At 41.1% G+C, this 23,286-nt stretch carries 22 protein-coding genes; 13 read left to right on the forward strand and 9 right to left on the reverse strand.

All coding sequences use genetic code 11. The features are described 5' to 3' along the window. Positions 1-60: 60 nt before the first annotated feature. Positions 61-852, reverse strand: coding sequence for a glutathione S-transferase family protein (locus ACM5QX_RS20560; RefSeq protein ID WP_414755207.1), 792 nt, complete (start codon positions 850-852; stop codon positions 61-63). A 617-nt stretch (positions 853-1,469) separates the two neighbouring features. Here ACM5QX_RS20560 and ACM5QX_RS20565 point away from each other — a divergent pair. After that, positions 1,470-2,255: a fasciclin domain-containing protein gene (locus ACM5QX_RS20565; RefSeq protein WP_414755208.1), complete on the forward strand. Its 786-nt coding sequence runs from the start codon at positions 1,470-1,472 to the stop codon at positions 2,253-2,255. Positions 2,256-2,487: 232 nt separating this feature from the next. Here the strand turns inward: ACM5QX_RS20565 and ACM5QX_RS20570 are convergent, their stop codons facing one another. Both ACM5QX_RS20570 and ACM5QX_RS20575 read right to left on the reverse strand, forming a co-directional pair. Beyond that, positions 2,488-2,646 (reverse strand): YqaE/Pmp3 family membrane protein, encoded by a 159-nt coding sequence (locus tag ACM5QX_RS20570; protein ID WP_011318707.1) that lies wholly within the window; start codon positions 2,644-2,646, stop codon positions 2,488-2,490. Between the two features lie 94 nt (positions 2,647-2,740). Then, entirely contained in the window at positions 2,741-3,088 is a 348-nt protein-coding gene (locus tag ACM5QX_RS20575) for a translation initiation factor (protein ID WP_011318708.1), read from the reverse strand. A 208-nt stretch (positions 3,089-3,296) separates the two neighbouring features. On the opposite strand from ACM5QX_RS20575, the gene trpB reads away from it, so the two are divergent. The 4 genes from trpB (at position 3,297) to ACM5QX_RS20595 (ending at position 7,245) form a co-directional block, all read left to right on the forward strand. Further along, positions 3,297-4,538 (forward strand): tryptophan synthase subunit beta, encoded by a 1,242-nt coding sequence (gene trpB / locus ACM5QX_RS20580; RefSeq protein WP_414755209.1) that lies wholly within the window; start codon positions 3,297-3,299, stop codon positions 4,536-4,538. A 287-nt stretch (positions 4,539-4,825) separates the two neighbouring features. Beyond that, positions 4,826-5,620 (forward strand): CAP domain-containing protein, encoded by a 795-nt coding sequence (locus tag ACM5QX_RS20585; protein WP_414755210.1) that lies wholly within the window; start codon positions 4,826-4,828, stop codon positions 5,618-5,620. A gap of 361 nt (positions 5,621-5,981) precedes the next feature. Beyond that, positions 5,982-6,533: a CAP domain-containing protein gene (locus ACM5QX_RS20590; protein WP_041456159.1), complete on the forward strand. Its 552-nt coding sequence runs from the start codon at positions 5,982-5,984 to the stop codon at positions 6,531-6,533. Between the two features lie 82 nt (positions 6,534-6,615). Then, positions 6,616-7,245: a ribonuclease H-like domain-containing protein gene (locus ACM5QX_RS20595; protein ID WP_414755211.1), complete on the forward strand. Its 630-nt coding sequence runs from the start codon at positions 6,616-6,618 to the stop codon at positions 7,243-7,245. A gap of 70 nt (positions 7,246-7,315) precedes the next feature. Here the strand turns inward: ACM5QX_RS20595 and ACM5QX_RS20600 are convergent, their stop codons facing one another. Together ACM5QX_RS20600 and ACM5QX_RS20605 are read right to left on the reverse strand one after the other, a co-directional pair. After that, the gene (locus tag ACM5QX_RS20600) at positions 7,316-7,771 is read right to left on the reverse strand and encodes a rhodanese-like domain-containing protein (RefSeq protein ID WP_011318713.1); all 456 of its coding nucleotides are present in this window, start codon (positions 7,769-7,771) and stop codon (positions 7,316-7,318) included. A 90-nt stretch (positions 7,772-7,861) separates the two neighbouring features. Further along, on the reverse strand, positions 7,862-10,162 hold the full coding sequence (locus ACM5QX_RS20605; protein ID WP_414755212.1) for an NACHT domain-containing protein: 2,301 nt from the start codon (positions 10,160-10,162) through the stop codon (positions 7,862-7,864). A 554-nt stretch (positions 10,163-10,716) separates the two neighbouring features. On the opposite strand from ACM5QX_RS20605, the gene ACM5QX_RS20610 reads away from it, so the two are divergent. After that, the gene (locus ACM5QX_RS20610) at positions 10,717-11,433 is read left to right on the forward strand and encodes a response regulator transcription factor (protein WP_190568938.1); all 717 of its coding nucleotides are present in this window, start codon (positions 10,717-10,719) and stop codon (positions 11,431-11,433) included. Positions 11,434-11,669: 236 nt separating this feature from the next. On the opposite strand, the gene pdxA is transcribed toward ACM5QX_RS20610, so the two are convergent. After that, positions 11,670-12,758 carry a 4-hydroxythreonine-4-phosphate dehydrogenase PdxA gene (pdxA, locus tag ACM5QX_RS20615; protein WP_414755213.1) on the reverse strand — a complete coding sequence of 363 codons (1,089 nt, stop codon included), beginning with the start codon at positions 12,756-12,758 and terminating at the stop codon, positions 11,670-11,672. Positions 12,759-13,038: 280 nt separating this feature from the next. Here pdxA and ACM5QX_RS20620 point away from each other — a divergent pair, with 280 nt between their 5' ends. The 6 genes from ACM5QX_RS20620 (at position 13,039) to ACM5QX_RS20645 (ending at position 17,857) form a co-directional block, all read left to right on the forward strand. Continuing rightward, positions 13,039-13,143: a PetM family cytochrome b6-f complex subunit 7 gene (locus ACM5QX_RS20620; RefSeq protein ID WP_010998885.1), complete on the forward strand. Its 105-nt coding sequence runs from the start codon at positions 13,039-13,041 to the stop codon at positions 13,141-13,143. A 264-nt stretch (positions 13,144-13,407) separates the two neighbouring features. After that, positions 13,408-14,394: an SDR family oxidoreductase gene (locus tag ACM5QX_RS20625; RefSeq protein ID WP_414755214.1), complete on the forward strand. Its 987-nt coding sequence runs from the start codon at positions 13,408-13,410 to the stop codon at positions 14,392-14,394. A 138-nt stretch (positions 14,395-14,532) separates the two neighbouring features. Beyond that, positions 14,533-15,450, forward strand: a complete 918-nt coding sequence (locus ACM5QX_RS20630; protein WP_041456720.1) for an NAD(+) kinase — start codon at positions 14,533-14,535, stop codon at positions 15,448-15,450. Positions 15,451-15,546: 96 nt separating this feature from the next. Continuing rightward, positions 15,547-16,233 carry a response regulator transcription factor NblR gene (gene nblR, locus ACM5QX_RS20635; RefSeq protein ID WP_011318719.1) on the forward strand — a complete coding sequence of 229 codons (687 nt, stop codon included), beginning with the start codon at positions 15,547-15,549 and terminating at the stop codon, positions 16,231-16,233. 371 nt (positions 16,234-16,604) lie between these two features. Next, complete coding sequence (locus ACM5QX_RS20640; protein WP_414755215.1) at positions 16,605-17,126, forward strand: DUF192 domain-containing protein; 522 nt, start codon at positions 16,605-16,607, stop codon at positions 17,124-17,126. A 503-nt stretch (positions 17,127-17,629) separates the two neighbouring features. Continuing rightward, complete coding sequence (locus tag ACM5QX_RS20645) at positions 17,630-17,857, forward strand: DUF2949 domain-containing protein (protein ID WP_010998879.1); 228 nt, start codon at positions 17,630-17,632, stop codon at positions 17,855-17,857. Positions 17,858-18,109: 252 nt separating this feature from the next. On the opposite strand, the gene ACM5QX_RS20650 is transcribed toward ACM5QX_RS20645, so the two are convergent. The 3 genes from ACM5QX_RS20650 to lpdA all read right to left on the reverse strand — a co-directional run bounded on the left by ACM5QX_RS20650 (position 18,110) and on the right by lpdA (position 21,109). Continuing rightward, positions 18,110-18,358 (reverse strand): DUF5340 domain-containing protein, encoded by a 249-nt coding sequence (locus ACM5QX_RS20650; RefSeq protein WP_041456162.1) that lies wholly within the window; start codon positions 18,356-18,358, stop codon positions 18,110-18,112. A gap of 337 nt (positions 18,359-18,695) precedes the next feature. Then, complete coding sequence (gene trpC / locus ACM5QX_RS20655; RefSeq protein WP_414755216.1) at positions 18,696-19,586, reverse strand: indole-3-glycerol phosphate synthase TrpC; 891 nt, start codon at positions 19,584-19,586, stop codon at positions 18,696-18,698. A 95-nt stretch (positions 19,587-19,681) separates the two neighbouring features. Next, the gene (gene lpdA, locus ACM5QX_RS20660) at positions 19,682-21,109 is read right to left on the reverse strand and encodes a dihydrolipoyl dehydrogenase (RefSeq protein ID WP_414755217.1); all 1,428 of its coding nucleotides are present in this window, start codon (positions 21,107-21,109) and stop codon (positions 19,682-19,684) included. Between the two features lie 188 nt (positions 21,110-21,297). Here lpdA and ACM5QX_RS20665 point away from each other — a divergent pair, with 188 nt between their 5' ends. Further along, positions 21,298-23,139 (forward strand): SWIM zinc finger family protein, encoded by a 1,842-nt coding sequence (locus tag ACM5QX_RS20665; RefSeq protein ID WP_414755218.1) that lies wholly within the window; start codon positions 21,298-21,300, stop codon positions 23,137-23,139. Positions 23,140-23,286: the final 147 nt, after the last annotated feature.

The raw sequence follows: 23,286 nt of genomic DNA on the forward strand, positions 1-23,286 counted from the left end.
TCTTCCCCTGCCCCTCTGCCCCTCTGCCCCCTCTGCTCCCCCTACTTCCCTCCCCACTACCTAATCAATTTGAATAGACGTAGGCGCGCCACTGGTGGGTGGTTTACCAATTAATGGTTTGCGGAATTGGGTGTAGATGCGATCGCGCCAGGCAAAAAAGGCTGCATAATCAGGGTTATCGGCTAATGATGGTACACCTTTACCTGCAATACTGGCGGGTAAGTCTAAATAGGAACCCTCTGGGAATTTTAACAGTATTGATAAACCAGCTACGGCTAAATCAGCTAAAGTGGGTTCGTCTCCGGTTAAATAGGGACTGTCTGCTAACAATAGTGTAAGTGCTTCTAGGTCTTGTTTTAAATCTGCGATCGCTGACTTAACTACATCTGGACTGTAACCAACGCCAAAACCCAAGACTGTAAGCAAATCTGTGGGTACGCCTTCAACTAAGGTTTTGAGTACGTCTGGTGTGGAGGTGGGTAATAAAGCTTTGCGGAAACTTTGGTCTTGACTGATAGCTGAAAATAATGCTTTTCTTCCTTTAATACCGATGGACTCATCAGCCCATTCTTCTATTAATAAAGTTAAACCCCTTTGTTTGGGGTCTGTTGGTAAAAGAGGACGGTCTGGATATTCTAAGTCTAAATATTTGGCGATCGCTGTTGAGTCGGAAATATATCTGTTACCATCTTTCAAGACTGGCACTTGTTTTTGTCCAGTTAACCTGAATAACTCTACTTGTCCAATTCCTGGGGTAACCTCAATTTTGCGATATTCTAATCCTTTGTAATCGAGAATTAGCCGCACTTTTTCTGAGTATTGGGAGAATTCCCACTGGTATAATTCTAACATAATTTATCTCTCTTTACGGAGTAATCAATCAACTTCCTAATTGTAACTGTACTTTCAGTAAATTTCCGGTGTAAATCATTAATTTCCCACCTCATTTATCAGGGAGATAAAGTCTATTTTTTCTTATTTATTTTTGTCAAATATCAATTTTTGTTCTATATTATTTTGGGAACGCCTATTTGCACTTAATCATCATTTGCACAGTAATTATATTTTGTTTTTACTGCTATAGTCTCAGCTTGTGCTGAAAAAAACTAAATAGTTCCCTTCACCTATTACCTAAATCGAAAAAGTGTAATTAAGCCATGCTGCGTGAATAAAAATCAAAGCAGACTGCTATACATAAATCCTATTTGGTTATTGCAAAATCTAAGTATCTGTGGGCTGGGAATTACCCACCACAAAAGTAATACGATGGACAATGCCCATAGGCATATTTCAGAAATCTAGGATGAATCCCATATATTATTTCTTTGTTAAATACAAATTAGTTATCAGATTTTCCCAGACACAGCATATTTTTGAATACAAATCTTACTTCCGTGGTTAGATTTTGTTGGTTGGAAAATGTTATAAATCTTTATGTAACCTAATTCCAATTAAAACAAACAAAAATTATGAGGGTGAATCAAAGCAAGCTGCTGACCAACTTGGTAGGTGTAGTCACTTTAGCAGGCGTTAGCCTCTCAATTACCTTACCATCGGGAGCAAGAGAAGTATTAAATCCCAATCCTACTATTTTCCAAGAAGCTCACTACAATCGGGGTCAACGGATTCAAGCAAATGTTAACCAGATAACAAAAGATAACAACAAGAAACAGATAGCACAAAATACAGGACGTACTAATCCTAGACCAAGTATTTTTAACGAGCCTCCCTATAACCGTGGTAGCCGTACTTCACCCACTCCAGTTACTCCTCCAGAAACCCAACCCACAACAGAAACACCTACAACACAACCACCAGCAGCAGAAACAACTAACACAGACTCGAAAAATCTGTTAGCGTTGGTGCAATCAAATAACTCTTTTACCACTCTCAACAAAGCATTACAAGCAGCCGGACTAACAGAAACTTTACAAGGCAAAGATAACTTAACAATTTTTGCTCCTACCGATGCTGCATTTGCTAAATTGCCACAAGATGCTCTACAAGCATTATTACAACCAGATAATAAAGAAGTATTACTCAAGGTGCTAACTTACCATGTTGTTCCTGGTAATGTTTTATCCACTGATTTGAAATCTGGTGAAGTGAAAAGCGTCGAAGGTGGCACAATTAATGTAAAAGTTGATAAGCAAGGTGTCAGCGTCAACGATGCGAAAGTAATACAAGCAGATATCAAAGCCTCTAATGGCGTAATCCATGCGATCGATACAGTAATTTTGCCTGCTGATTTGTAGAATTTTGGTAGCCAAGATGATTGGCTAAAAATTAAAGCTCTAGTACTCCAACGAATTAATTTTGACAGGTTATTCTCCAGATACCCGACTTGTTTAAAAAAGCGGGTATCTATGACCTATCATAATGTGTTTGCTGAACTAACAGTAAAAAACCCCCCTTCAAAAGTAACTGTGAAGGGGGGTTATTATTTAATGTCTTAATTAACCTAATTGAACAGAGTTAAATTACGAATTACTTCTTGGCAATTACCCAAACTGCGTGAACAATTCCCGGAATATAACCGAACAAAGTCAAAAGTATATTAATCCAAAAATCCTTACCTATACCAACTTGTAGAAATACTCCCAAAGGTGGGAAGAAAATAGCGCATAAAAGCCGAATTAAATCCATATTGACCTCCTTGTTAGTTAACCCTTATTAAGGAAACGTAAAACATATGGCTTGAGAATGAAAACCCCCATCCAACCACCACATACAAAACTAGTCATCCGCCACTAATTTTGGCTTTGTAGCCTAACTTAATCAAAATCTCTAAAATTTTCTGTTTATGTTCACCTTGAATTTCAATTTCGTTATCTTTAACCGTTCCACCTGTACCACATTGAGTTTTTAACTGTTTTACTAAATCTGCCAATACTTCTGGTTTAGTTTGAAAACCAGTTATCACAGTGACAGTTTTTCCTTTGCGGCCAGCGCGAGTAGCCTGCACTCTGACATTTTGTTGTTGTGGAGGTAGTTCGGGAGTTGGTCTTTCTAAGGCAGCGGAGTTATCGTTGCCAAATTCACGATACACAAAGCGCTTGTCAGAAGATTTGGAATTGGAAGAAGACATAGAATTTACTGAATACGAAAAACTAGATTTGTCAGTGTCCGGTTGTTTTGGAATTTTGGGGTATATTCTTGGGCTATATATCTATTACAAATTAAGAATTAGCAATTACGAACTAGTTTAATGTCTTTCTTGTGAAGCTACACTGTATTATCTGTGCCTCAGACTTTCCTATAATAATTAAGTCTATCCCATCATCAAAAATCATTCCGTGACTACCACTCCCCTTTCCCCAAGTACCCCCTCAAATGCTCAGGTTCCCGATATCCAAGGACGCTTTGGGCGCTTTGGCGGTAAGTATGTGCCGGAAACCTTGATGCCGGCTTTGGCTGAATTAGAAACAGCTTATCAAAAATACCGCCATGACCCTGGTTTTCAAGCAGAACTGCAACAATTATTACGGGATTACGTAGGACGTGCGACACCGTTGTATTTTGCAGAACGCCTCACTGCCCATTATGCCCGACCAGATGGTACAGGAGCGCAAATTTACTTAAAACGCGAAGATTTAAATCATACAGGCGCTCATAAAATCAATAACGCCCTTGGTCAAGTATTATTAGCCAAGCGCATGGGTAAGCAGCGCATTATTGCCGAAACTGGTGCTGGACAACATGGTGTAGCAACGGCTACAGTTTGCGCTCGGTTTGGGTTGGAATGTGTGATTTATATGGGTGTTCACGATATGGAACGCCAAGCTTTGAATGTGTTTAGAATGCGGCTGATGGGGGCTGAAGTTCGTCCAGTAGAGGCTGGGACTGGAACTCTCAAGGACGCTACATCTGAGGCAATTCGGGATTGGGTGACGAATGTGGAAACTACTCACTACATTTTGGGTTCCGTCGCCGGGCCTCATCCTTACCCAATGATGGTACGGGATTTTCATGCGGTCATTGGACAAGAAACTCGCGCTCAAGCTTTGGAAAAATGGGGTGGTTTACCTGATATTCTCTTGGCTTGTGTGGGTGGCGGGTCTAATGCGATGGGCTTATTTTACGAGTTTGTGAATGAGTCATCCATTAGGTTAATTGGAGTAGAAGCAGCAGGAGAGGGTGTCAATACAGAAAAACACGCCGCTACCTTGACAAAAGGAAGAGTTGGTGTATTGCACGGGGCGATGAGCTATCTACTGCAAGATGAGGATGGCCAGGTAATTGAAGCGCACTCGATTAGCGCGGGGTTAGATTACCCTGGTGTGGGGCCAGAACACAGCTACTTGAAAGATGTTGGTCGTGCAGAATATTACAGTGTGACGGATGAGGAAGCTTTGGCTGCGTTCCAGCGATTATCCCGCTTGGAAGGAATTATCCCAGCCCTGGAAACAGCCCATGCGATCGCCTACTTAGAAACCCTCTGTCCTCAACTTGACGGTAGCCCCCGCATTATTATCAACTGCTCTGGACGTGGTGATAAAGATGTCCAAACTGTAGCTAAGTTTTTAATCCCACAATAAATCTATCTAAAGATAGATATTTTGTTAAAGATTTATAAATTTACACAGGCTGTTTTGCAGCATTTTTCGGGAAAATTTAGCGAAAAATCAGACTTATAGGGGAGGGCGATCTGTGCGATCGCCTTCTTATTGATGAAAATCTATGAATTTAAAAGTTATCAGAGAATATTCAAAGGGATAAGGATAGAACCAAAGATATACAGAGCCACAGCAAATTTGTTCAAATCCAGGCGGTTTGTTTAGATGAACTGGAAGTTTACTCTCAGCAACTACGTCTGTGATTGCCAATGCTTAAAACAACAATTTACGCCGTTGCGTTAGGAACTTTCGCTCTCACCAGTGGAGCGAGTGCAGTTTCTCTCCAAATTCAACCTCCTGCACCCAAGTCTTCATCTATTTCCAGCGATCGCCTTCTCGCACAATACAGTTTTCCGAGACAATATAATCGTCTTCCCGCAAGATATCCTGGGCAATCTTACCCCCAAAGACCCTATAATCCCTCAGGTGGACAAAATAACCCTTCCAGCCCCTCAGGTGGACAAAATAATCCTTCCAGTCCATCAGGTGGACAAAATAATCCTTCCAGTCCATCAGGTGGACAAAATAATCCTTCCAGCCCCTCAGGTGGACAAAATAACCCTTCCAGTCCATCAGGTGGACAAAATAACCCTCCCAGTCCATCAGGTGGACAATCGAATAGCAACTCAGCTTCTATAGAACAGGCAGTTTTCGAGCAAGTTAATCAATACAGACAGTCTCAGAACTTACCAGCACTAACCCGGAACGCTAGTATTGACGAGCAAGCTAGGATTCACAGCCAAAACATGGCTAGTGGTCAAGTTCCCTTTAGCCACCAGGGATTCGATCAGCGTGTGAAAGCACTGAATATGCCCAACAAATCCGCAAGTGAAAACGTTGCTTATAACCAAGATAAAGACCCAGCAACACGCGCAGTGCAAAGTTGGCTCAAAAGCTCAGGACACCTAGCCAATATTAAAGGTAATGCCAACTTGACTGGGGTTGGTGTTGCTGTTAACGGTCAAGGTGTAGTTTATTTCACCCAAATTTTCATTCGTTCTTAGAACATTGAGGGTGGGGGATGATGAGAGTCAGAAATCATTACTGCCTCATTACCCTCATTTCTTTCCTCACTGGGCGAACAGTAATATGGGGCGGGGTTCCATCGAATTCATGTTTTTTGAGAAAAATTTATCAAAGCGGCGGGAAACTCCATCCCCTTGTAGGTGACGAATTTTAACCATAAGATGGTTTTATATGCTACAAATGGCGAACGAAATCGTTAGACGGTTAGATGCGTGTGCAGTTTTAGTAATTTGTCCCCAATTTTAAGGCTGATTAAACTGCAAAAGTATCCTGTTATATAACTTAGACAGTAGAAGTTAGAGTATAGGTCTTATAAGTATGTACACAAAGTAATTCTTCATGTCCCGACAACCTGCTTTTGGCATCGCTATAAGTATGCTTGTCCTTGCCGGAGGATTAATGGCTCCTCTAATACCGGGTCACTCTTCTACAAAACACGCCACTGGTGATTCACCGTTGTCGATTTTTTCTCATCAGGTTGCTACCACTACTACTACAACCTTTCAAACTACTGCTTTGGAAAAATCAGTATTTGAGCAGATTAATCGGTATCGGATGTCTAGAAGACTACCAAAGTTGACCTTAAATGCGAGGATCACTCAGCAAGCAAGAGTTCACAGTCGAAACATGGCTAGAGGTAGAGTTCCGTTTAGCCATCAAGGATTTGAGCAACGAGTGAATGCTATTCCTCTTCGCTACAACAGTGCTGCCGAAAATGTGGCTTTTAATCGGGGATATGACGATCCAGCAAACGAAGCTGTGATTGGTTGGATAGATAGTCCTGGTCATTTAAAGAATATCAAAGGCAATTTCAATATGACTGGTATTGGCGTTGCCACTAATGCCCAAGGGGAAGTTTATCTGACACAAATTTTCTTGCGTACTCGATAGATGGAATTGTGGGTTTTTTAGACAATAATAGTGTAGTGTCGGTGACTCGTCGGCAGATACTGCATATATTATTGAGTGATTCATGACATTACAAGATTTCCAAGTTGGCGATCGCGACCTTAGTGACGCTGCTGTTGCCCAATATTTACAATCAGAGGCGATCGCTGTCGATACAGAAACGATGGGATTGTTACCCCAGCGCGATCGCCTGTGCTTAATTCAACTATGCAACCCAGAGGGTAAGGTAACTGCAATCCGTATAGCCAGAGGGCAAACCACAGCCCCAAATCTCAAAAAACTCCTAGAAGCAACAAACGTCCTCAAAGTTTTCCACTTCGCTCGGTTTGATGTGGCTACCTTGCGTCACCATCTGGATATTCAAGTCCAGCCAATTTTCTGCACCAAAATCGCCAGTAAGTTAGCCCGCACTTACACCAATCGCCACGGACTTAAAGATTTGGTGCATGAGTTGGAACAAGTAGAACTAGATAAAAGCGCTCAAAGTTCGGATTGGGGAAACGCTGCAAATTTGACTGAAGCACAACTCAGTTACGCCGCCAATGATGTCCGCTATTTACTCAGCGCCCAGCAAAAGTTAGTCGCCATGCTCAAACGCGAAGAACGCTGGGAACTAGCACAACAATGCTTTCAAGTCCTACCAACAATTGTTTCTCTAGATTTATTACAGTTCAAGGATTTGTTTGAACATTAAATTAATCACTAGTCACTAGTCATTAGTCAAATGTCCAAACCAATGACCAATGACCAATGATCAATGACTACTAAACTTCCTTCTTCTGATTCTCTAAATGATTTTGCATTCGAGAAACAACGTTGTAGTCATCCGCACCTGCGGGAGTTCTGGACTCAATAATTCCTTCGGTAGGGCCACCAATCGCCTTCCATGCAGCTAAACCACCCTTGAGTTCAGAGACGTGGTTAAAACCAGCCGAACGCAAGAGATTTACTGCTTGGGAGGTTTGCTCATCACCTGCACCATAAACATAAATATCACGGCTTTTTTCTAAGGACGATGAGGCTCTGTCTACTAAGTCCTCAATGGGCATTGCCATCGCACCCATAATATGTCCATTGTTATAGGTAGAGCGATCGCTTACATCTAATATTGTAAAAGCTGGTTCGCCCCACTCTAAACGAGATTTGAGTGCATGAACATCAGATTGTGGTTCAATGGGTGGTTGCTGAGGAATAATACGGCCTAATGGATTATTAGTCATAACCTAACTATTAACTGCTAATGGAATTAACAGCAATTTAGCTAACTTTATCCGCTCATTTTCTCTGGCTGTGGTATGAATATCGTCTATTTATCTCTTTTGGTAGACTAAAAATAATTCATCCTCAATTTTTCGTTTTAGTCTACTATCCAAGGCATATCTTAGACAATCTATTAGTAATTTATTAGCTGCAAAATATTGTTGTAATAGTCGAACCTGTTGCTGATTAAATTGCCAGTCATAACCAATATTACGATATTTAATTATTTTGCTTCTCAATTGCTGGTTCCATAATTTACCATTTTCATACCACCAATATACTACTTTTTCAATGTTACCTTCTGCGCTGGGTAATCCTTTTTTTAGCTTTTGTAATTCTTCTCTAAATTCAGCATCGTTAACTACATTAATAGCTTCATCAAAATTAATATTGAGAGCGTAGATATAATTAAAAGCATGAGCATGATGCAGATTTTGTTCAAAACCAAGTTCTAGCTCACTCACACAGTTCAGAGTACTAAAAAGCAACTGATCCAGAGCTAATTCAGAATTAAAAGATAGATTATTAAATAAATCTCCTGCTAACACATCATTGGCACTATGTGTAAAAGTGCAACTACAAATTATGTAAAAGGCACGAGCAGCAAATACTTGCTGTGAATTAACAACTTCACTAGTTTTTTGATTCAGCCAAGCTAAATAACTTTGAATCTTTTCATCAGCAGCTACAAGTTCATCAATTTTATCTTTCATTAATTGCAGTATTTCATCAGGGTTGTCTAGCATACTGACAATTAAAAATAATAAGTTATGCCAACGCTCCTCACCTATGTGGTTAATTAATAACTGCCAATTATAATTTTGAGCATCATCAACAATATATTTCGCAGTGAGATATTCTTGAAATGCCAAATGGGAAAAAGAATCAATGCCCCTAGCCCGTTCTACTAATAAACCATCTTGTGCTTCAATTCCTTGCAGAACAGCTATACTGTGCTGCTGTAAATCAATGGTATTTGATTGGTTGGATAAATAATCACATATTAGGTTTTGAATTTTATCTGAGGTAAAAAAATAATCTCCTTTCACAAAAGTATGGACAGCAAGGTAACAAAGCAGCTTTTTTTTATTTGCTAAATTTAAATGTGCATAGAAATCATCTCTTTTGATACCTCTAGTTTCATCCCATCTAGCCAGTAAAATATTCAGTGCCTGTTCATATAAGTTTGCTGGCTTATAGGGAAATTGCATCTTAACTCTAAATACTAGACACAAAAGATGTAATAAAATTGGTGTATTAGCTAATTCTCGGATACGCTGATTTTCTGGTAAGTTTAGTTGCTGGGTAAATATATTGCAAGTTGATTCACCTTCTTTGCTTGACAGATGAGCTACTGCCATAAACCATTGCCTGACAAAAAAATCTCTTTGTTGTTCTTGAAAATCTGCAATTTCTACCTCAGTGAAACCTTGAAATCTATATTTTTGGGCAGAAATTCGGCAAGTAATTACAAATTGATTTTTATAGAATGTCTGAATAAACTTGCGGATTTCTCTGATAACTTTATCTACATGAATCAATGGCACCTCATCTAAAGCATCAAGTAAAATTAGTGCTTTACCGCCAGCAAGTACTGCTAAAGTTGATTCTTCTTCAACTCCATTGCAACGAAATTCTTGAAGTAAGTACTGTAGAAGATTTAACTCACTCTCACGTTGAGTATCTTCAGCAAATTCCTTTAACCTAATAAAAATAGGTACTTGATTAGGTCGTAATTTACCATGATTACATTCCATTGCTAGATACTGTAAAAATGTTGTCTTACCAGACCCCGGTTTACCCAACAGCATCAACTTTGAATAGCGCGATATGGCATCTAACCCTGGTAATGCTCTTTGATGGTTTCCTTGTCCAAACCCCTGAAAGTTAGACTCAAGACACCAATCATTCATTAGGTCAGAAATTTCCCGCCACTGCTGACTGGTTATCTCCTCCAAAATACTCACAGGAGTGTAAATTTCACTTAAGGGAATTGCCTGAGCAATATCTAACATTTGTAGAGTACAGCACTGGTCTTGAATTTTCTCCTGACGCTTTTGGCGCACTTCCCTTACCAACACATCAAGGTCAATTCCTTTGGGTTGTAATGTAGTCTCTGATATTGCTTCTTCCGCTAAACCAACAACTTTTTGCCATGATAGTCCTAGTTGTTGGCAAATTTGCACAAAACAGCTGCGAGATACTGGCTCTCCCGCGAAAAACTTGGAGACTGGTTGACGTGTAATCCCTAACGCAGCTGCTAGTTTTTGTTGAGTCAAGGTTTTGTCGGTTAGGGCTGTTTTCGCGGCTCTAATACCTTCAGGCGAAGCTCTCAGTCCTTGGCTGGTCATACTCTCAGCTAAAATGTGTTATTAAATACGATTTTTTTGGTAGCTGCACGCAGACACACTCCGGACAAATACTCATATCTCCCCGTAGGTAGTTTTTTTATGAGTTAAATCAGAGTAGGCTATATCACGGATTTTTTGGATGGGATTGTTGCGTGGCTTTGTTTGGAAGCCAACTAGATTGATTTAGAGAAGTTCTACAAATTGGGAAACACACTGAAAACTATTAACTTCTCTCAACAGTGAAGATTTGTCATTTTAGCACGTAAGCAGAAAGACATACCAAGGTTATACAAAAGTCATACATTTTGTTTGCATAATCATGGCTGAACTTTTCATAAATTTAATGGAAAATTAGGTGTAGCTAAGTAATACAGAAATAATGTATTCCTGTCAGATATTGTCAGTCTACGTATTCACTAGAGGTAGACTTCAACCAACGCTCCTTACTAGAAGCGCTCATAACACAATCACCTTAACGGCTGTCTCTTGTGTAGGAGCATAACAAACAGCAAAACGCTAGATAAACAATAGGCTATAACAATCGCTGAAATAATATGGTGATGCTTTCCGCTACAAACCCCAAAATTCTTGTTGTAGATGACGATTTTGGAGTCCGTAACCTCATATATCGCTTTTTAAGTCGCAAATATCAAATAGAGTCTGCGGCAGACGGTAAAACAGCTTTGTCATTGTTTGAGCAATTCAACCCAGCCTTGGTGATTCTTGATTGGAATCTTCCCGATACTAGTGGCTATAGTCTTTGTCAAGAAATGCAGAGCCGTAATAACGTCTTGGTGATGATCTTGACTGGAAGAACAGAGGAAGCTGACAAAATTAAAATCCTGGCGGCTGGTGCTGATGACTTCATTACTAAGCCATTTAGTTTGGCTGAAATTGAAGTTCGTGTCCAAGCTCTTTTAAGACGTATCCGCTCTATCAAACCTTCTCCTTCACAACGTTTGATATTTAAGCAGCTAGCAATTAACCCAGAAGGGAGAGAGGTAACTCTTAACGATAAACCTCTTAATCTCACTGCTTTGGAGTTTAATATTCTCCATTTCTTAGCTAGTCATCCTGGTCAAGCTTGGAGCCGTCCTCAATTGATTCAGAAAATTTGGGGTTGTGACTATGTAGGAGATGGACGGGTGGTTGATGTACACATCGGACAGCTACGTAAGAAGCTAGAATCTGATACCAGTATACCGGAGTTTATTAAAACTGTTCGCGGTTACGGTTATAAGTTTGAAATACCAGAATCTACAGCAATTTAAGCCGGGAAAGCAAGAGTTTACCTGAATCAAAAAGTTAACTCACACATTTCTATCAGGGTGTGGCTATTTATAATTTGACTGTTTATTTACATCTTCTTTTTTGATACTTGCAATCAGGGTCTTCCAGATAAAAAACATCCAAAATGTAGAGTGCGTCAGTATGAATAATTTCTCGGCACAGCTAAGCTTTCTCTCATTGACGCACCCTACTAACTAAATCAGCAACGTATTCAAAATTATTTTTCCCAACCTAACCTTTGACTAACCAACTCAGCCGCTAATACGATCGCCTCCTGCATACTAGTAGCATCAGCAATACCTTTACCGGCAATATCAAAGGCTGTTCCGTGGTCTGGGGAAGTGCGGACAAAGGGTAAACCAATAGAGGTATTCACAGCACGGTCAAAGGCCATCAGTTTGACGGGAATTAAACCTTGGTCGTGATACAGTGCCAGGTAGGCATCAGCAGGGTGCTGCACAACTTTATTGCCATACCAAGCTTGACCAGGCTTAACCCACATCGTATCCGGGGGAATCGGCCCATCTAGCTGGAAATTAGGGCGTTTTTGTCGTTCTGACTTTAACCAAGGAATTAACCAATCCAGTTCTTCTGTTCCCAGTTGTCCTTGTTCGCCACTGTGGGGATTTAAACCAGCGATCGCAATTCTCCCACTAGTAATGCCAAAATCCTTCTCTAAACACTCCACCAACAAATCTAATTTTTGCGTCAGCAATTGCGGTGTTAGTGTATCCGCCACTTGACGTAAAGGTATATGGGTAGTGGCGAGTAACGCTCTTAGTGTCCAACCAGTGTAAGGCGATCGCGCGACAAATAACATCCCAAAGCGATCAACACCAGACTTTTGGGCTAGCAGTTCCGTTTGTCCTGGGTAATTATAGCCTGCGGCTTTCCATGCAGATTTAGCTATGGGGCCAGTCACAATTCCATCAAATTCACCCGCTAGGGTTTGGGCGATCGCATATTCCATATAAGCGAAACTGGCTGCACCACTAGCCGCGTTACCAGTTCCTACATTTATCTGTCCCGCAATTTCTTGATCAATAGTTACATCAATTATTTTTAATAAATTAGGATCAGCCAAAGGCGCTAAATTTTCAGTCAAGCTTAGTTGTTGATACGTCTTTATGAGTAAATTTTTATTACCTACTACAGTTAAGTCATAGTGATGACCGATTTCTAAATCAGCCAAAGCTTTTAAAATCACTTCTGTCCCGATTCCGCCAGGATCTCCCACTGTTAGAGCTAAACGTGGGCGATATTTTTCAGGTATATTTACTGTCTGATTTTGATTTAATTGGTACATATAAGTACTTTAGAGAAGAATTTTTTGCTTGATTCCATCTCCCAATAGTAGGGATTGACTATCAAACTAGTTTAAAATTGTTTACACAGGTCTAATCCAAATACAAGGGGCTAGGGATTAGAGGCTAGAAGAAGCAGGAGGGCAGAGAAGCAGATGAGGGAGAATGAACAAATTATCATTCAATACTCATTACTCAGCACTCATGAATTAGCACTTCTGACTCCTGTGCCTGGATAAGACCAAAAAATCAAAATTTATTCGTCAAGGAGAATCACATTAAATGAGCGGCGAACTTCTGAATGCAGCTTTGTTATCTTTCGGCTTAATCTTCGTAGGTTGGGCTTTGGGTGCTTTACTATTGAAAATCCAAGGCGCAGAAGAATAATTTATCTGTATTTGCCTGCTTTCAACAGATGAGAAACCTGAATCGCACTGGCAAAATAGCGTGTCCGGGTATTCCTCCGAAAAAGCAGGCTACGGCAGTCCACCCAGCGCTTCATCCCGCGTGTGTGGCTGCATTCACCGGAAAACTTTGTTTTAGCGATTTTTTCAGTATCAATTCTGTTCCTTAAAAACCATTAATTTTTATTTACAGATATAATTCTGTTAAGATTCTTTTCATAAAAGTTTAAAATTTGTTACAACCCTCATGACATTATTAATAGTCGGTGCCACTGGCACCTTAGGAAGACAAGTGGCTCGTCGAGCGATCGATGAGGGATATCAAGTGCGTTGTCTTGTCAGAAGCCCTAAAAGAGCAGCTTTTTTAAAAGAATGGGGAGCCGAACTCGTCAGAGGAGATTTATGTCAACCCCAGACTCTGGCAGAGGCGCTAGAAGGCGTAACAGCAGTAATTGATGCAGCTACTTCTCGCGCTACAGATTCGCTGACAATCAAGCAGGTGGACTGGGAAGGACAAATAGCCCTGATCCAGGCAGCAAAGGCGGCGAGTGTAGAACGTTTTATATTCTTCTCTATTATTGATGCCGATAAATATCCAGAAGTCCCACTGATGGAAATTAAACGGTGTACAGAATTATTTTTAGCTGAATCTGGGATAAATTACACTGTTCTGCGCTTGGCTGGCTTCATGCAGGGGTTAATCGGTCAGTATGGCATCCCCATTTTAGAAGGGCAACCTGTGTGGGTAACTGGCGCATCTTCCCCAGTCGCCTATATGGACACTTTAGACATTGCTAAGTTTGCTGTGCGGGCGTTGAGTGTGCCAGAAACAGAAAAACAAGCTTTTCCTGTAGTGGGTACTCGTGCCTGGAGTGCCGAAGAAATCATTAACTTATGTGAACGCTTATCTGGCAAAGAAGCAAAAGTAAGACGAATGCCCATCAACCTACTACGAGCTGTGCGCGGTCTGGCTAAGTTCTTTCAGTGGGGATGGAATATAGCCGACAGACTGGCATTTACCGAAGTTTTGGCTAGTGGTAGACCGCTAAATGCTTCAATGGACGAAGTTTACACAGTCTTTGGGTTAGAGAAAGAACAAAGTACTACTTTAGAAAGCTATTTACAAGAGTATTTCAGCCGGATTCTGAAAAAGCTCAAACAGTTAGATTACGAGAAAACTAAAACTAAAAAGCAGAAAGACAAAAAAACTCCTTTTAAAAAAGTCAATAGTTAATAGTCGCCAGTCAACAGTCAGTAATCAACAGTTTTTTACCATAGAGTATAGACTTTTGATGCCAAACTAATGACTGGTGATCCAAAATGTGTAACGATTACAAAAGACAAAGCGTCGCTTAAACTTGGATATTTGAGTGTGCCGAAAGTAGGCATTATATACAACGACATTAAACCGGTAGCCGGTCGTGTTGCTATCGAGTTAAAAGATAAGCTAACCACAGCCGGTTGGGATGTATCTATCACATCTAGTATCGGTGGCATATTGGGCTACTCTAATCCCGAAAGCCCCGTGTGCCACACACCAATTGACGGTTTGACACCCCCTGGTTTTGATTCAGAGATGAAGTTTGCCATAGTGCTGGGGGGTGATGGTACTGTTTTAGCCGCATCGCGTCAGGTAGCGCCTTGCGGTATCCCGATTTTGGCCATCAATACCGGACACATGGGGTTTTTAACGGAAACTTACCTAAATCAATTACCCCAAGCTATAGATCAGGCGATCGCCGGTGAGTATGAAATCGAAGAACGAGCCATGCTCACAGTCAAAGTGCTACGAGGGGAATCAGTACTTTGGGAGGCTCTATGCTTGAACGAAATGGTTTTGCATCGTGAACCATTAACGTCAATGTGTCATTTTGAGATTGCTGTAGGTCGTCATGCGCCAGTGGATATTGCCGCAGATGGGGTAATTGTTTCTACACCTACAGGCTCCACCGCTTACTCTTTAAGCGCAGGTGGGCCAGTTGTCACCCCCGGCGTACCTGCATTGCAGCTCGTTCCTATTTGTCCCCATTCTTTGGCTTCTAGGGCTTTAGTATTTCCTGATACTGAACCAGTCAATATTTACCCGGTGAATATTCCCCGGTTGGTGATGGTAGTTGATGGCAATGGGGGATGCTATATTTTTCCAGAAGATAGAGTATATCTAGAGCGATCGCCATACAGTGTCAAATTTATTCGCCTCCAACCACCAGAATTTTTCCGTATTTTGCGAGAAAAACTGGGTTGGGGTCTACCGCATATCGCCAAACCAACTTCAGTAGAATTACCTTAGTCAATAGTCAATAGTCAATAGTCAATAGTTATTCCCCTTTCCCCCACTCCCCATTTATTGCCTATACAATTAAACATCCTAATATCCCCAAATCTTATGATAGCTACTCATAGCCCGTGTGTTTTGGTGATCGAAACTGATGATAGCCTAGCGAATCAACTGTCTTTTGATTTACAAGAAGCTGGCTATGATGCTATTTTGGCGAGCGATGCGACTACTGGGTTACAATACTGTCGCGATCGCCAGCCTGCTTTAGTTGTATTGGACAGAATGCTGGCGGGTGAATCTGGTCTTTCTTTGTGCAAAAATCTCAGGAATACCGGAGTGCGATCGCCAGTATTAGTTTTAATGGCTAGGGACACAGTTGATGATCGGGTTGCTTGTCTAGAAGCAGGGGCTGATGATTATATTCTTAAACCTTATCGCCCAGAAGATTTTTTAAGACTGATTCGCCTCTACTTGAAACCAGATGTCGATACCACAGAACAGTTACGCTTTGGTGATTTGATTTTAGACCTAGCTAATCGCCGTGCTGTTTACAGTGGACGAAATGTCGAGTTAACAATGAAAGAATTTGAACTTTTAAAATACTTAATGGAACATCCCCGTGAAGTATTAACCCGCGAACAAATTCTCGAAAACGTCTGGGGTTACGATTTTATGGGTGAATCTAATGTTATAGAAGTGTATATTCGCTACTTACGCTTAAAAATTGAGGATGAAGGTCAAAAGCGTCTAATTCAAACGGTGCGAGGCGTTGGTTACGTCCTTAGAGAGTCCTAAAAATTTAACTTCGTAGTAATGCAAATTACATTCTATAATTAAGCACTCCCACTCTCTCACAGGTGGGATATTTGCTTTATGGCAGGTTATACCAATTCAACTAATGATTGCAACACATCTTTGGATGAAGAAGACGCGATTAATCGCGTCTCTACGGATGGTTATTTGTCGCATTCTTTTTTCAAATTGGTATTACATCCAAATTTATATGGTTTGTCAACCATCAACTGTCAACACGAAAAGATATGCAAGTCAAAACAAGGGCAGCTTAACCAGTCTCCTCAAGGTGCTAGAAAACATAACCGATAACCGTGGGCTTTTTCGTTTAATTTCTGTAAAATCGAAGTCTAAATTACAAAATTAAAAATTGTATGATGCGTTGGTTAAGTTTAATTCCGATGCTATTGAGTATTCTACTGATGGCTTGTTCTTCACAAACCACAGCCGAAACACCTACAGATACTGCTAGTCCTCCGCCTGCACTAGTAGTGAATTCTGGACAAACACTACCAATTTCAGCTAAAGCAACTGTTCCTAATGGCACAACTATTGAATTAGAAGTGGCAAAAACACAAGAACAGCAGCAAATGGGACTGATGTATCGGCCAGCTTTACCAGATAACAGGGGAATGCTGTTTTCTTTTCCTTCTCCACAACCAGCTAGATTTTGGATGAAGAATGTACCGGTTGCTTTAGATATGGTGTTTTTGCGAAAGGGCGTAGTGAAGTATATTCAGGCTGCTGCACCTCCTTGCTTGAGTGAGCCTTGTCCTACATATGGCCCTGACGTACTTATTGATGCAGTCATAGAGTTACGTGCAGGCAGGGCAGCTGAGTTAAATTTGCAGCCAGGCAATAGTATCAAAATTGAGTTTTTAAATAACCGTAATTAAAAGTGTTAAATCTCTCAATGGCTTGTATTCCAAGGTAAAACTGATTTTTACTTCATGATCTTTGCGTAAAAAAAACATCAAGTATACGTAAAATACAAATTCTGCGGTTACTATTTAGTATGATGTCAAACACAACGAAATTTATACACTCTCAAGTGCGATCGCAGCCTAGAGAAACTTTATGCAAAAAATCTTTCTTTTGGCATAAGTGTAACTAGTTGTTTGTAAGGCAGTATTAGCTATGGAATCTTTGCTACTAAAGGTGTATCTAAGTGACACACTAAAGTAAAAAAAGATAAAACCTATTTGACCAGAACAACTAACAGCTGGAAAATAAAGCATCTAGATGAAATGATGGCTAAGATTAGCTATAATTCTCTAGTTTTCATTAAAAAATAGCTGTGTTTGCAGAATTTTAAAAATTGCTCTAGTGATTATCCGGTCATCGTATATTCACGGGTGAAGTGATATTTGCAAAGTATAGGGAAAAGGGAAAACACTAAATGACGATTCAGACTAAACAAGGAGGTGAGTTACAGATGTCACCATCTACTTATTCAAGACTAATTCATTTTCTACAGGAAGATTTAGCAATTTCTGCGGCATCTTTGGCTGTGGCACTACGCCATCGAGAACAAGACCCAGGGCCTTTGCCTATGATTCTTTGGCAGTACGGTTTAATTAGCTTAGAACAGTTAGAAAAAATTTATGATTGGCTAGAAACAGCGTAAGCTATGAAGTTCTCGTTTAGGAGAATCAAGGTATGTTGCAACCACTCTGTCTTTTACCAAGACTGAGACACAAAAAGTTGGCTCCCGTAAGTTCTACTCATTTAAATACAAACAAACTAGAAGAGCGAGTTGAATGATTAACTCGCTCTTTTAATTTAGCTTTCATGAACTTTTTACACCATGACAGAGAAAAAAGGGACTAGAGAGAATTATTTCCTACCCAATACCCAATCCCCATTACCCCAATCCTTTTTAATCAGGAGTTGCAACTTGCTGATCATGATGATTGATTGACCAACGATGTTCTACTGATAGGGAAGAACCTAGACAAGAGTTTTCTAAGTGTTTTTGCTGGGCTGCTGCTTTTCTTAGTGTAATAATTAATTGATTTACTTGATGCCGCAAATCAGGGTTTTTACTGACTGCTGACATAGTTTGTCTTTCTAATAATTGGAGTATGAGTTCATAATGGATGGGTGAGGGTAGGGGAATTTGCTCCATGTAGTCAATTGGTGATGTTAAATTAAGCATTTTGTGATGCTTAGTAGTTGTATGTTATTAAGTTAATTTTTACACAATAAATAAATATTAACTATATTTTTTGACATTTAAATAGCTTTATAAAGTTTATTAGGGAACACCAAAGAATAAATTATTCCAAATTTATGGTTAGTAGGGTGCGTCAGTGCAAAAAAACCTAGCTGTACCAGGAAATTGTTCATGCTGAAGCACCCTACATATTAGATAATGGAATTAAAACACTCAGAAGTGTAGGTACTGGCAATTACACCATCCGCTAGAGTTGCGGTACCTACTTTTCTGGTTGTAAGAACAACTTTTAAACACCACGAGGGAATAGGTTGGCGATCGCTAATTCTGGATCTGGTTGTTTGACTAAAGACTCACCAATCAACACAGCACTAGCACCAGATTGGGATACTAAACTTAAATCTTCTGGGTTATGTAATCCTGACTCACTGACAACTAAAATATTTCGTTCTTGTAACTGGCTACCTCTGGCGGCTAAAAGTTGACAAGTAGTTTGTAAGTCTACAGAAAAATCTTCTAGATTGCGATTGTTAATTCCTACCAAAGATACACCATCTAAAGCTAATACACGGTCAAGTTCTTCCAGATTATGAACTTCAACCAAAGCTGCCATATTCAAAGCCTTGGCAATTTTGATGAAGTACTGTAAATCTTGATCACTAAGGATAGCGGCAATTAACAACACAGCATCTGCGCCTTGAATCCTTGCCAGATACATTTGATAAGGATAAATCACAAAATCCTTGCAAAGTAATGGTAAATCAACGGCGGCGCGGACTTTCGTTAAGTTGTCAAAACTGCCTTGAAAAAATTTTTCATCAGTTAAGACGGAAATACAACTAGCGCCACCTTGTTGGTAGGATAAGGCGATCGCTACTGGGTCAAAATCTTCCCGAAACACGCCTTTACTGGGTGAGGCCTTTTTGACTTCGGCAATTAACGCAGGTGTGGTTCTACCTTGTTTTAAGGCGGCGACAAAATCGCGGGTGGGTGGGGCGATACGTGCTTTTTTTTGCAATTCCAGCAAAGGCAACTTTTCCCGCATTTGGTCAACTTCTACTTCCTTTTGCCAAACGATTTCTTCCAAAATATGTTGTGGTTTGGCATCTGGTACAGCGACTTGGTAGCGCAATATCGATACATTGATAGCAGGATTTGGTTGTCGGCGACGGATTTGCATAAGGTTGTCAGTTGTCAGTGGTCAGTTGTCATTAGTCCATAGTCAATGGTCATTAGTTATAGCCGTGGACTATGGACTATGGACTGTTGACTAAACTAAACAATAGCTCGTTTATACGCTTCATCCAACACTTCGGATAATGTTGGGTGGGCGTGGACTAAATGGGCTAGGGTTTGGACGGTTTGACGGTTGGCGACGGCGGCGGATGCTTCGTGGATTAAGTCGGAGGCGTGTAAACCAAAGATATGTACGCCTAAAACTTCCCCTGTATCTTTGCGGTAGATGACTTTGGCTATACCGTCGGCTTCGTTTTCGGCTAAAGCTTTAGAATTGCCTTTGAAGTAACTTCTGCTGGTGGCGATTTCAAAACCTTCAGCTTGGCCTAATTCTTTAGCGCCTGTTTCTGTTAAGCCGACATAGCTAACTTCGGGATGGGTAAATGCGGCGGCGGGAATGCTGCGATAGTCTACTGTTCTTTCCCTACCGATGATATTTTCCACGGCGACAATGCCTTGGGCTGAAGCCGCGTGTGCCAGCATCATTTTGCCGTTGGCATCACCAATTGCCCACAAATGGGGTACTACTTCACCTGCTGATAACACTGCCATGCGATCATCTACAGGAATAAAGTTGCGGCGGTCGAGTTCCACACCAATGGATTCTAAACCCAGGTTTTTGGTGGCTGGGATGCGTCCTGTTGCTACTAGGCAAGCATCTACTTCAATGACATCGACAACTTCCTTGGTTTTGAAATCTGCCAATTCAATTACTACTGGCGAACCAGGAATAACTTTTTTGGCATATACACCAACTTTTGTTTCAATATCGCGGGGTGTAATTAGCACCCGTTCCGCGAGTTTGGCAATATCGCGGTCAAATCCTGGCATTAACTGGTCGAGGGCTTCAATCAAGGTGATTTCACAGCCCAAAGCTGAGTAAATATCCGAGAATTCTAAACCAATGTAACCACTACCAATAATGGCTACCCATTCAGGTAAGGTTTCTAACTTTACGCCTTGGTCGCTGGTGAATACGGTTTTGCCATCTACTTCAATACCTGGAGGTACGAAGGGGACAGAACCAGGGGAAAGGATAATATCTCTAGCGGTGATGGTTTTTTCACCACCATCGCCTGTGACGGTGACTTTTTGTGTCCCCGCGATTTTGCCCCAACCCCTGATGATATCGACTCCCAGACGTTTCAGGCTATTTGTTAAATCTCCTTGAATTTTGGAGACGAGATTATTGGCATGATTAGCGATCGCTTGGCGATCAAACTCCACATTACCAATTTGAATCCCCAGAGACTTCAGGTGATGGGCATCGCGTAATTCCCGCACACGTCCAGAAGCAGCCAACAGCGCCTTCGATGGAATACAACCCCGGTTGACACAGGTTCCCCCCATATCACCCGCCTCGATAATCGCCGTCTTTAAGCCACAACTTACCGCGTGTAGGGCTGCGCCATGTCCCCCTACACCAGCGCCTATTATGACTAAATCGTAATCAAATTCATGACTCACGTTAGTTTCCCCGTGTGCTTCGCCTCTCTATTTTCGACTTGTCTAGCCATCCTTGCAAGTCTTTGGAGGTGTGGAAGTTACTAAATTGGGGATTGGGGACTGGGGATTGGGTATTGTAGAGACGCGATTCATCGCGTCTATGAAACGATGAATCGCGTCACTAATGACCAATCTCCTAATTGCAATCAATGAGCGGAAAGCCTAAGCTTGATCTAAGATTTATCTACGCACAGGTTTTTGCAGGCGATCGCTCGATGTCTCTACCCCAAATCAGTGAATTTACAGTCCGTCGCTACGCTAATGCCAAATCTTTCCAACGTGGGGAGGCTTATTTTGAAGCGGGTGCTGTCATCACAATTACTCAGCGTGGTCAGCAATTGCAGGCAGAAGTTGAAGGAAATGAACGATTACCTTATCGTGTATCTCTCAATTTTGATGACAAGACTATCACTTCGGCGAAGTGTACTTGTGCTTACAACCTAGATGGCTGGTGTAAACACATTGTGGCGACGATGCTTGTATCTACAAGACAACCAGAAATTATTGAGCAACGTCCTACTTTAGAACAATTACTAGATCGTTTAGATCATGTCCAGACTCAAAGGCTTGTACAGGAATTGGTTGCCGAACAACCCCAACTAGTAGATGTGATTGATCAGCACGTTAGCTGGATGACTAATCCTGTAGCTAAACCTATATCTACTCAACCCGGACGGCAAGTAACTGTGAATTTGGCTTCCTTTCGCGGACAGGTTAAGCAAATTTTGCGGGAAGCAGTCCGCTACTTTGAGGAGGGGTACGAGGAAGACCCAATTACCGAAGATTTGTTTAGTTTGGTGCAGACTGCTTTAGAATTTTCTCAGCAAGGAGAAAGTAATAATGCGATCGCTATTCTTGAAGCCATTACCTCTACCTGTGCGGAAAATTGGGATGAGGTATCAGAATATGGCGCTGACAATGATGAAATTGCCTGGGAGTTAAATCTTGCTTGGTGTGAAGTTATTCTCTCCTCTGAACTGACATCAGCAGAAAAAGTTGATGTGCAAGTGAGTTTGGAAGCTTGGCAAGATGAATGGAATGCCGACTTCACTATGAGTTTAGATGCGTTGCGTCAAGGTTGGGATAATCCGCATTTGCTGCGGGTTCTCCAAGGTGATATCGCTGAAATGGGTGTATGGGAGAGAGAAGTTCCTAATTATGCCGATGATTTAGCACAAATTCGCCTCAAAATTCTCGAACGCCAGGAACGCTACCAAGAATATCTGTATTTAGCCCAAGCAGAGGGACAAACCCAAGAATATTTAACTATGTTGGGGCGTTTAGGTAGGGTAGAGGAAGCATTGGCGGCGGCGGAAATGCAGATGAGTTCCACGGAAGAGGCTTTTGCTTTAGCTAAAACCTTAGCGGAACAAGGTTCATTACCCGAAGCATTGGACATAGCCCAGGTTGGTTTTAAGTTACCGGGGAATTGTCGGTATGAATTAGGTATTTGGACAAGCGATTTAGCCGAAGCTGTGGGTAATCCAGAGATTTCTTTACTCGCACTCAAGGAAGCTTTTCAAGTTAAACCCTGCTTTGTTGATTATCAAAAAATGGCAGAATTAGCGGGGGAAAACTGGGAAAATGTCAAAACAGATTTATTAAGGATTATCCAGAGTTGTAAGACTTGGGGAATAGAATCAGCCAAGGTGGATGTATTTTTATATGAGGGACTGATTGAGGATGCGATCGCCACTGTTAGTGAACTCAGTTCCTATCATTCAGCTTTAATCCACCGAGTCATGGAAGCGGCCATATCACATAAGCCTGATTGGGTAATTACTAATGCCCGTCGCCGTGCTGAAAAAATTATGGATGAGGGTAAGGCAGAATATTATGGTGAAGCAGTGCAGTGGTTGAAAAAGGTACGTGCTGCTTACATACAATCTGGCAGACAAGCAGATTGGTCAAAATATCGGGAAAAGTTAATAGAAATCCACGCCCGTAAACGGAAATTGATGGGAATGTTCAAGGAACGGGGGATGGAGTGAAAAAGCAGGGGAGTATAAAATCACGGGAACATAGGGGAATCATCGCCGTCACTTATGGTACAAACCGTGACTCATTAGACTATATGATTAAAAAGATACATTTATTTAACAAAGCTTAAAGTTGCTTTATTATATTATTTACCAACA

The organism is Anabaena sp. CCY 9910, assembly GCF_963920875.1.
GTDB lineage: Bacteria > Cyanobacteriota > Cyanobacteriia > Cyanobacteriales > Nostocaceae > Trichormus > Trichormus variabilis.